Raw genomic sequence first — 7,109 nt, 5'->3', positions numbered from 1 at the left:
ATCCCGCCCGCCGCACCCTCGCTCGCGGTGCCACGCCGCGTGGCCTGAAGGTAGGGAGCCGGGCGCGGGAGGAACGCCTCCCCGGGGGACGAGGGTGGCACGGCCTGCCGCACACTGGCGCCGCGCGACATGACGAGGCCCGGCGGGAGGCGCGCTCCGGCCGGGCCGTGTCGTTCAACTCACCTGCGTGACGAAGGCCTCAGGCCTCCGGCGACTGGACGATGAGCTTCTCCTTGCCGCACACGTCGCAGCGCACGTGCACGAACAGGTCGTCGTCGCTCTCCTCGGGCACCTCGCCCTCGGGCACGCCCAGCTCCGCCGCGGCCAGCGCCGGCACCTTCGCCGGGATGTCCTGCGCCTTGAGCGACTGCACGTAGGTCATCTCGCGGTCGTGGCACTCGCGCACTTCCGGACCGGACAGCCACTGCGGCTCCATGCCCTCCGGCAGCCGGCTGAGCAGCTCCAGGTTGGACACGGACTCCGCCAGGTACGCCAGGCGGCGCAGGCGCGCCTCCTCCGGCAGGGCCGCGAACACCTGGAAGCCCTCCAGCAGCGCCTGACGGTCCTCGCCCGTGGCCGCGTTCGCCAGCTCCAGCGACGCGTCCGCGGACTCCAGCGCCTCATCCCAGTTGTTCTCCGGGTTGAAGCCCGCCTCCAAGAGCGACGTGTACAGCTGCGCGGCCGCCAGCCGGCGACGCACCTCGTGCACGTGCTCCACCACCTCGTGCGTCAGGCGCAGCTCCAGCAGCGCGCCCGTGGTGCGCGGATCCACGGAGCCCGTGAGGTCGTCCACCTCCACCTCGGTGCGCAGCTCCGCCTTGAGCTGCTTCGCCGCGGCGAAGCGGAACAGGGGCAGCACGCCCACCTCGCGCAGGTACACCGCCGCGACGTTGGCCTCCTTGCCGCCCATGCGCAGCGCCTTCTGCGCGCGCTCCACCGCGCCGGGGTCCGCCGCGGGCTTCTTGTTCTCCAGCCGCGTCTTCACCGCCTCGCGGTAGAGCGTCTCCAGGGAGCTGCCCGGCGGCAGCCGCTGCGGCAGCAGGGGACGCAGGCCCGGCACGTCCAGCACCCAGAGCGGGGGAGCGCCCACGCGCTTGAGCGCCCGGAAGAAGAGCGAGCCCGGCGGGTCCTGCGGCCGGAACGGGGGCAGCTCGTCCGGGTGCGGGGAGGCCGCGCCGTCCATCGCGCCGCCCCCGTGCGTCTGGCCGAGCATCTTCTCGCGCTGCTCACGGGTGAACGCCGTGATGCCCTGCACCGGCGGGGGCGGCGGCGGCGGGGCCTCCTCGCCGTCCAGGCCCGTCACGCGGTCCATGTCCACGTCGTCCATCTCCAGGTCTTCCAGACCCTTGGCGCCCGTGAAGTCACAGCGCAGGAGCTTGAGCTTCTCGAAGACACAGCCTTCCAGGTTGGCGCCCCGGAAGTCGCAGTCCTGGAGGCGGCCGCCGTGGAAGTAGGCGTTGGTGAGGTCCGTGTCCCGGAAGTTCATCTTCGACAGGTCACAGCGCTCCCACTCGGAGCCCACCAGCTCCAGTCCGGAGAGGTCGGCGTTGGCGGAGAACAGCTGCGTGAACGTGGCGCCCGTCTGACCGGTGGGGGCCTGGCCGGACTTGCGCAGCTTGTTCCATTCGGCGGAACCGTTCTGGAGCAGCTTCTCGATAGTTGGGGCTTTCGGCATGGACCCCGAATTATTCGTGTGCTCTGGTCCAGGCGCCAGCACAAATGATCGAGTACCGAATCGAAGCCGACACCGTCGGGATGCGGCTGGACAAGCACCTGCGCAAGCGGATGCCCAACGTCCCCGTCAGCCACCTCTTCAAGATGATCCGCACCAAGAAGGTGCGGGTGAATGGCAAGCGCGCGCAGCCAGAGCAGTTGCTTGTCGAAGGAGACGTGCTCACCATCCGCGGCACCGAAGAGCAGCTCACCCTCGCGGAGCGTCCGAAATCGGACCGTCCGCCCCCCCCGCCGCCACCGGTGGACCCCTCCCGGCTGGTCATCCTGATGGAAGACGACTGGCTCATGGCCGTGGACAAGCCCAGCGGGATGGCCGTCCACACCGGCAGCGGCATCACCGGGGGCACCCTGGTGGACTACGTGCGCGCCTACCTTGGGCCCAAGGCGACCCGCAACGACTTCACCGCCTCACCCGCCCACCGCCTGGACCGGGAGACCTCCGGCGTCATCCTGGTGGCCAAGCGCCGCCCGGCGATGGTGCATTTCACGGAAATCTTCACCCACGGCCACCCGAAGAAGCGCTACCTGACCCTGGTGAAGGGGAAGATGCCCAAGGACTCGGGCGTCATCGACCTGCCGCTCGCCGAGCACCAGCAGACGGCTGAGTCCAAGGCCCGTCGGGGAGTGAACATGCAGGAGGCCGTCACCCGGTGGAAGGTCGTGCGGCAGTCGAGCGAGGCAGCCCTCCTCTCCTGCACCATCGAGACCGGGCGCACGCATCAGATAAGAAGACATCTGGTCGCCGTGGGGCACCCGGTGGCGGGTGACAAGAAGTACGGAGACTTCGCCTTCAACCGCGACGTGCGGGCGCGCTGGGGGCTCAAGAGGTTGTTCCTGCACGCCGAGCGCATCGAATTTCCGCACCCCGAGGATGACAGGAAGGTCGTCGTGGAGACCCCCATGCCATCTGAATTGAAGGACGTGCTGAAGCGGGCGGCGCTCCTCTAAGCCTTGAGCCCAGGACTCGACACAAACACGCATGGCCGACCCGAAGATTGACCGCAGCCGCTCCAAGCTGGTGCTCGACGGCGTTCCGCCCAAGCGCAACATCCTCGTGCGCTTGATGAAGCTCGCCGCGGTGCTGGGCCTCATGGGCGCCACCGCGGGCGTGCTCGCCGTCGTGGGCGCCTACTACATCTTCTCCGACGGGCTGCCCGCCATCCCGAAGGTGGACGAGTACTGGCCGCCCATCGTCACGGAGGTCTACACCGACGACGCGGTGCTCGCCGGCGAGTTCTACAACGAGCGGCGCAAGGTGGTGCCCTACGAGCGCATCCCCAAGCGGCTCGTGCAGGCGTTCATCGCCAGCGAGGACTCCAGCTTCTTCGACCACTTCGGCGTGGACGTGCTGGGCACCACGCGCGCCGTGTCCAAGACGGTGCTGACGAAGCTGGGGCTGCGCGGCGGCGGCGTGCAGGGCGGCTCCACGCTCACGCAGCAGACCGCGAAGGCGGTCCTCATCTCCGCCGAGGGCTACAAGGAGGCCACCGCGAAGACGCCCAAGCGCAAGATTCGCGAGGCCATCCTCGCCTTCCGGCTGGAGCAGGCGCTGACGAAGGAAGAGATTCTCTACCTCTACCTGAACAACGTCTTCCTCGGTCACCACAGCTACGGCGTGCAGAGCGCGGCGGAGAACTACTACCGCAAGGACGTGCGCGACCTGACGCTGGGGGAGATGACGCTCATCGCGGGCCTGCCCCAGGCGCCCAGCCGCTACTCGCCCTTCCTGCGTCCGGAGGCCGCGAAGAAGCGCCGCTCGTACGTGCTGGGCCGCATGCTGACGGAGGGCATGATTTCGAAGGCCGAGCATGACCAGGCCAACGCGGAGCCGGTGAAGGTGTACCCGGTGGAGGACGTCTTCCACGAGTTCGCCCCGTACTTCGTGGAGCAGGTGCGCAAGGACATCGTGGACCGCTACGGCAACCCGGTGCTGCTGAAGGAAGGCCTCAAGGTCTTCACCACCATGGACAGCGAGCGGCAGCGCGCGGCGCAGGACTCCGTGCTGGACGGCCTGATGTCCGTGGACAAGCGCCAGGGCTGGCGCGGTCCGGTGATGCAGCTGTCCACCGAGGCCGAGCGCAGCGCCTTCATCGCCAAGGCGAAGAAGGCCATGGGCAAGGAGGAGCTCGTCGAGAACCGCCTCTACGTGGGCGTCGTCACCCGTATCGACGACGACGGCAAGGGCTCGGACGTGCAGGTGGGGCCGCACCAGGGCCGGCTGCCGCTGTTGGGCATGCGCTGGGCGCGCAAGGTGAACCCGGAGAGCTACTACCCGGCGAGCATGATCACCTCCGTCAAGAAGGCCGTGGCGGTGGGTGACGTCGTCGTCCTTCGTCACGTGGTGAAGAAGGAACTCACGGACGACAAGGAGCAGTGGGACAAGAAGCTCGCGGAGGACATCCCCGAGGAGGGCGTGAAGCTCTTCCGGCTGGAGCAGACGCCGGAGGCCCAGAGCGCGCTCGTGTCCATCGACCCGCACCGCCAGTACCTCACCGCGATGGTGGGCGGTTACGACTTCGACGACAACGAGTTCAACCGCGCCTTCCAGGCGTGCCGTCAGCCGGGTTCGTCCTTCAAGCCGTTCGTGTACTCGGCGGCGCTGGAGCAGCTGAACTGGACGGAGGCCACCGTCATCGTGGACTCGCCCATCGTGGAGCACGACCCGGACAACAAGGTGTCGTGGAAGCCGGCCAACTACAGCGAGGAGTTCGTGGGTGACGTGCTGCTGCGCACGGCGCTGGTGAACTCCATGAACATCCCCGCGGTGAAGACGTTCGGCGCGGTGGGCGTGCACAACATGGCGGATTGGTCCAAGAAGCTGGGCCTGACGACGCCCATGAACATGGACTTCTCCGCGGCGCTCGGTTCGTCCTGCGTGTACCCGTTCGACCTGGCTTCCGCGTACGCGACCTTCAACCGCTACGGCCGCAAGAAGCCCACGTACTTCATCCGCAAGGTGGAGGACCGCTTCGGCCGCACGCTGGAGGACCATACGGCATTCGACGACGCGTGGGCCCCGCTGCAGGACCGCGTGGCCGCGGGCTACGCGCGCCTCTTCGAGCCGGGCGAGCAGGTGATGAGCGCGGAGACGGGCTTCATCCTCACGCACCTGTTGCGCGGCGTGGTGCTCCAGGGCACCGGCGGCCCCGCGCAGAAGCTGGGCAAGCCGGCGGCGGGCAAGACGGGCACGACGAACGACTCCTTCGACGCGTGGTTCGCGGCCTACACCAAGGACCTGGTGACGGTGGCGTGGGTGGGCTACGACCTGAACCCGCACCCGCTGGGCCGCTACGAGACGGGTGGCCGCGCGGCGCTGCCCATCTGGCTCAACTACATGAAGCGCGCGCTGGAGGGCCGGCCGCAGCCGGAGTTCTACCCCTGGCAGTCCATGCAGCTGGCGCGGCTCTACATCGACAAGAAGACGGGCAAGGTGTCCAGCCCCGGAGCCAAGGGCGCGGAGCTGATGTTCTTCAAGAAGGGCACCGAGCCGAAGGAGGCCGTGCCCGACAAGAACCAGGTCGGCGTCGATCAGTTCATGATGGGCGCGCAGTAGCCCGCGCGCCGCATCTTTGAAACGCAGTGCCCCTTCAGGCGCCTTCGCGAAACGCACGCGAGGGCGCCTGATGTGCTTCCAGGGCCTTCTTCAGCGCGGCCACCTCCGGCCCGGCCTCCAGCACGGAGCGCGCGGCGGTGGGAATCACCTGCCGCTCGCGGCCGGCGAAGAGCTTGGGCAGGTCGCTGAAGCCCGCGCCCTGCGAGCCGATGCCGGGCGTGAGCATGAGCGCGCCGCCCAGCCGCTCCACCACGTCGCGGTCCACCGGGGGCAGCGTGGCGCCCATCACCGCGCCCGCCGGGAACACCCCGCGGCCGGCCTTGTCGTTGAGCTTGCGCAAACCATCCGCCACCGCCTGGGCCACGGTGAGCCCGTCGCCGCCCACGGCGTTCTGCAGGGGCGCGCCCTCCGGGTTGGACGAGCGCACGACGATGAAGGCACAGGCGCCGTGGTAGCGCGCGAGCTCCACCGTCTTCGCCAGCGCGCCCAGGCCCAGGTACGCGGTGAAGGTGGCGGCGTCCACGTCGTACGCGCTGCCCTTGCCGAAGAGCGATTCCGCGTACGCGTCCATGGTGGACCCGATGTCGCCGCGCTTCACGTCCAGGAGCGCGAGGGTGCCCGCGGCGCGGAAGCGCTTGAGCACGCGCTGGAGCACGACGAGCCCCTCGGGGCCGTGGCGCTCGAAGAAGGCGCTCTGGGGCTTCACCACCGCGAGCGATTCTCCCGCCGCGTCCGCCAGGCGGTCGCAGAAGTCGGACAGGCCCTGCACGGTGTCCGGCAGGTTCCAGCGGGCGAGCACGTCGCGGGACGGGTCCAGGCCCAGGCAGAAGGGGGAGCGCTCGTCGGCGAGCTTCTGGAAGCGCTGGGCGAAGGACGGGGGCGGGAAGGTCGTCATGGCCAGGGCTCCTGTTACTTCAGCCGGCGCGCGGTGGCGTCGAAGAGCGGGTTGGGCATGACCTTCAAGAGGCGCATGGGCGTGGCCAGCTGCCAGGGGAAGCTGATTTCGTGGGCGCCGTTGAAGATGCCCTTGCCCATGCGCTCCACCGCGTCGTCGGTCTCCATGAGGAAGGGCATGGGGAAGTGGTTCTTCGCGGTGAGCTCGCTCTTCACGAAGCCCGGGTAGACGCACGTCACCTGGACGCCGGTGCCCTTCAAGTCCACGCGCAGGCTCTCCATGAAGGTGGCGAGGAAGGCCTTGGACGCGGAGTAGGCGGCGTGGCCCGCCAGCCCCCGCATGCCCGCGAGGCTGGACACGCCGACGATGTGGCCCCGGCGGCGCTCCACCATCTGCGGCAGCACCGCGCACAGCGTGGCGGCGGCGCCGGTGACGTTGGTGTCGATGATGGAGCGCGTGCGCTCCCAGTCCATGCGCTTGCCGTGCGTGGGGCCGCCGATGCCGGCGTTGGCCACCACCAGGTCCAGCCCGCCGCACTCCGCGTCGATGGCGCGGATGCGCTCCTGGGAGGCCTCCGTCGCGTTGACGTCCATGACGATGGGCTCCACCGCGGCGCCCGCGGCCTGGGCCTCCGCGGAGAGCGCCTGCAGCTGTGACAGCCGCCGGCCCGTCGCGAACACGCGCACGCCGTGCTTCGCCAGCCACAGGGCCAGTCCACGTCCCAGGCCGCTCGAGGCGCCAGTCACCAGCGCCGTCCGGTAGGTCATCTCCGCCATGCCGTCCTCCGAAAGGTGTCGCAGCGGCCTGCCTTGTCGCACGGTTGCGCGCCCGAGGGCACGCAAAACCCCTCCCCCCCGCCGGAAGGACGAGGCGCCGTTCACTGTGCGTTGTCACCCTGGAGGGACGGGGGGAGGGGGCCTCTTCGGG

General features: G+C 69.3%; 5 protein-coding genes. 2 read left to right on the top strand and 3 right to left on the bottom strand.

The genetic code is table 11. The features are described 5' to 3' along the window. Nucleotides 1-199: 199 nt before the first annotated feature. Nucleotides 200-1,675 carry a pentapeptide repeat-containing protein gene (locus tag D7X55_RS32470; RefSeq protein WP_199747260.1) on the bottom strand — a complete coding sequence of 492 codons (1,476 nt, stop codon included), beginning with the start codon at nt 1,673-1,675 and terminating at the stop codon, nt 200-202. 44 nt (nt 1,676-1,719) lie between these two features. Between D7X55_RS32470 and D7X55_RS32465 the strand changes: the two genes are divergently transcribed. Together D7X55_RS32465 and D7X55_RS32460 are read left to right on the top strand one after the other, a co-directional pair. Next, on the top strand, nt 1,720-2,682 hold the full coding sequence (locus D7X55_RS32465) for an RluA family pseudouridine synthase (RefSeq protein WP_014399245.1): 963 nt from the start codon (nt 1,720-1,722) through the stop codon (nt 2,680-2,682). A gap of 31 nt (nt 2,683-2,713) precedes the next feature. After that, complete coding sequence (locus D7X55_RS32460; protein WP_120552569.1) at nt 2,714-5,287, top strand: penicillin-binding protein 1A; 2,574 nt, start codon at nt 2,714-2,716, stop codon at nt 5,285-5,287. A 34-nt stretch (nt 5,288-5,321) separates the two neighbouring features. On the opposite strand, the gene pyrF is transcribed toward D7X55_RS32460, so the two are convergent. Continuing rightward, nucleotides 5,322-6,182 carry an orotidine-5'-phosphate decarboxylase gene (gene pyrF / locus D7X55_RS32455; protein ID WP_121725085.1) on the bottom strand — a complete coding sequence of 287 codons (861 nt, stop codon included), beginning with the start codon at nt 6,180-6,182 and terminating at the stop codon, nt 5,322-5,324. A gap of 14 nt (nt 6,183-6,196) precedes the next feature. Further along, entirely contained in the window at nt 6,197-6,958 is a 762-nt protein-coding gene (locus D7X55_RS32450; RefSeq protein ID WP_121725084.1) for an SDR family NAD(P)-dependent oxidoreductase, read from the bottom strand. Nucleotides 6,959-7,109 lie beyond the last annotated feature (151 nt).

Origin of the sequence: Corallococcus sp. AB049A, assembly GCF_003668885.1 — a bacterium.
Lineage (GTDB): Bacteria > Myxococcota > Myxococcia > Myxococcales > Myxococcaceae > Corallococcus > Corallococcus interemptor.
The sequence above is the reverse complement of the archived record's forward strand: the minus strand, read 5'-3'. Positions and strand labels throughout refer to the sequence as shown.

Excerpts from the sequence above, each read along its gene's own strand:
- D7X55_RS32470 (WP_199747260.1), bottom strand. The coding sequence starts at position 1,675 with ATGCCGAAAGCCCCAACTATCGAGAAGCTGCTCCAGAACGGTTCCGCC.
- D7X55_RS32465 (WP_014399245.1), top strand. The coding sequence starts at position 1,720 with ATGATCGAGTACCGAATCGAAGCCGACACCGTCGGGATGCGGCTGGAC.
- D7X55_RS32460 (WP_120552569.1), top strand. The coding sequence starts at position 2,714 with ATGGCCGACCCGAAGATTGACCGCAGCCGCTCCAAGCTGGTGCTCGAC.
- pyrF (WP_121725085.1), bottom strand. The coding sequence starts at position 6,182 with ATGACGACCTTCCCGCCCCCGTCCTTCGCCCAGCGCTTCCAGAAGCTC.
- D7X55_RS32450 (WP_121725084.1), bottom strand. The coding sequence starts at position 6,958 with ATGGCGGAGATGACCTACCGGACGGCGCTGGTGACTGGCGCCTCGAGC.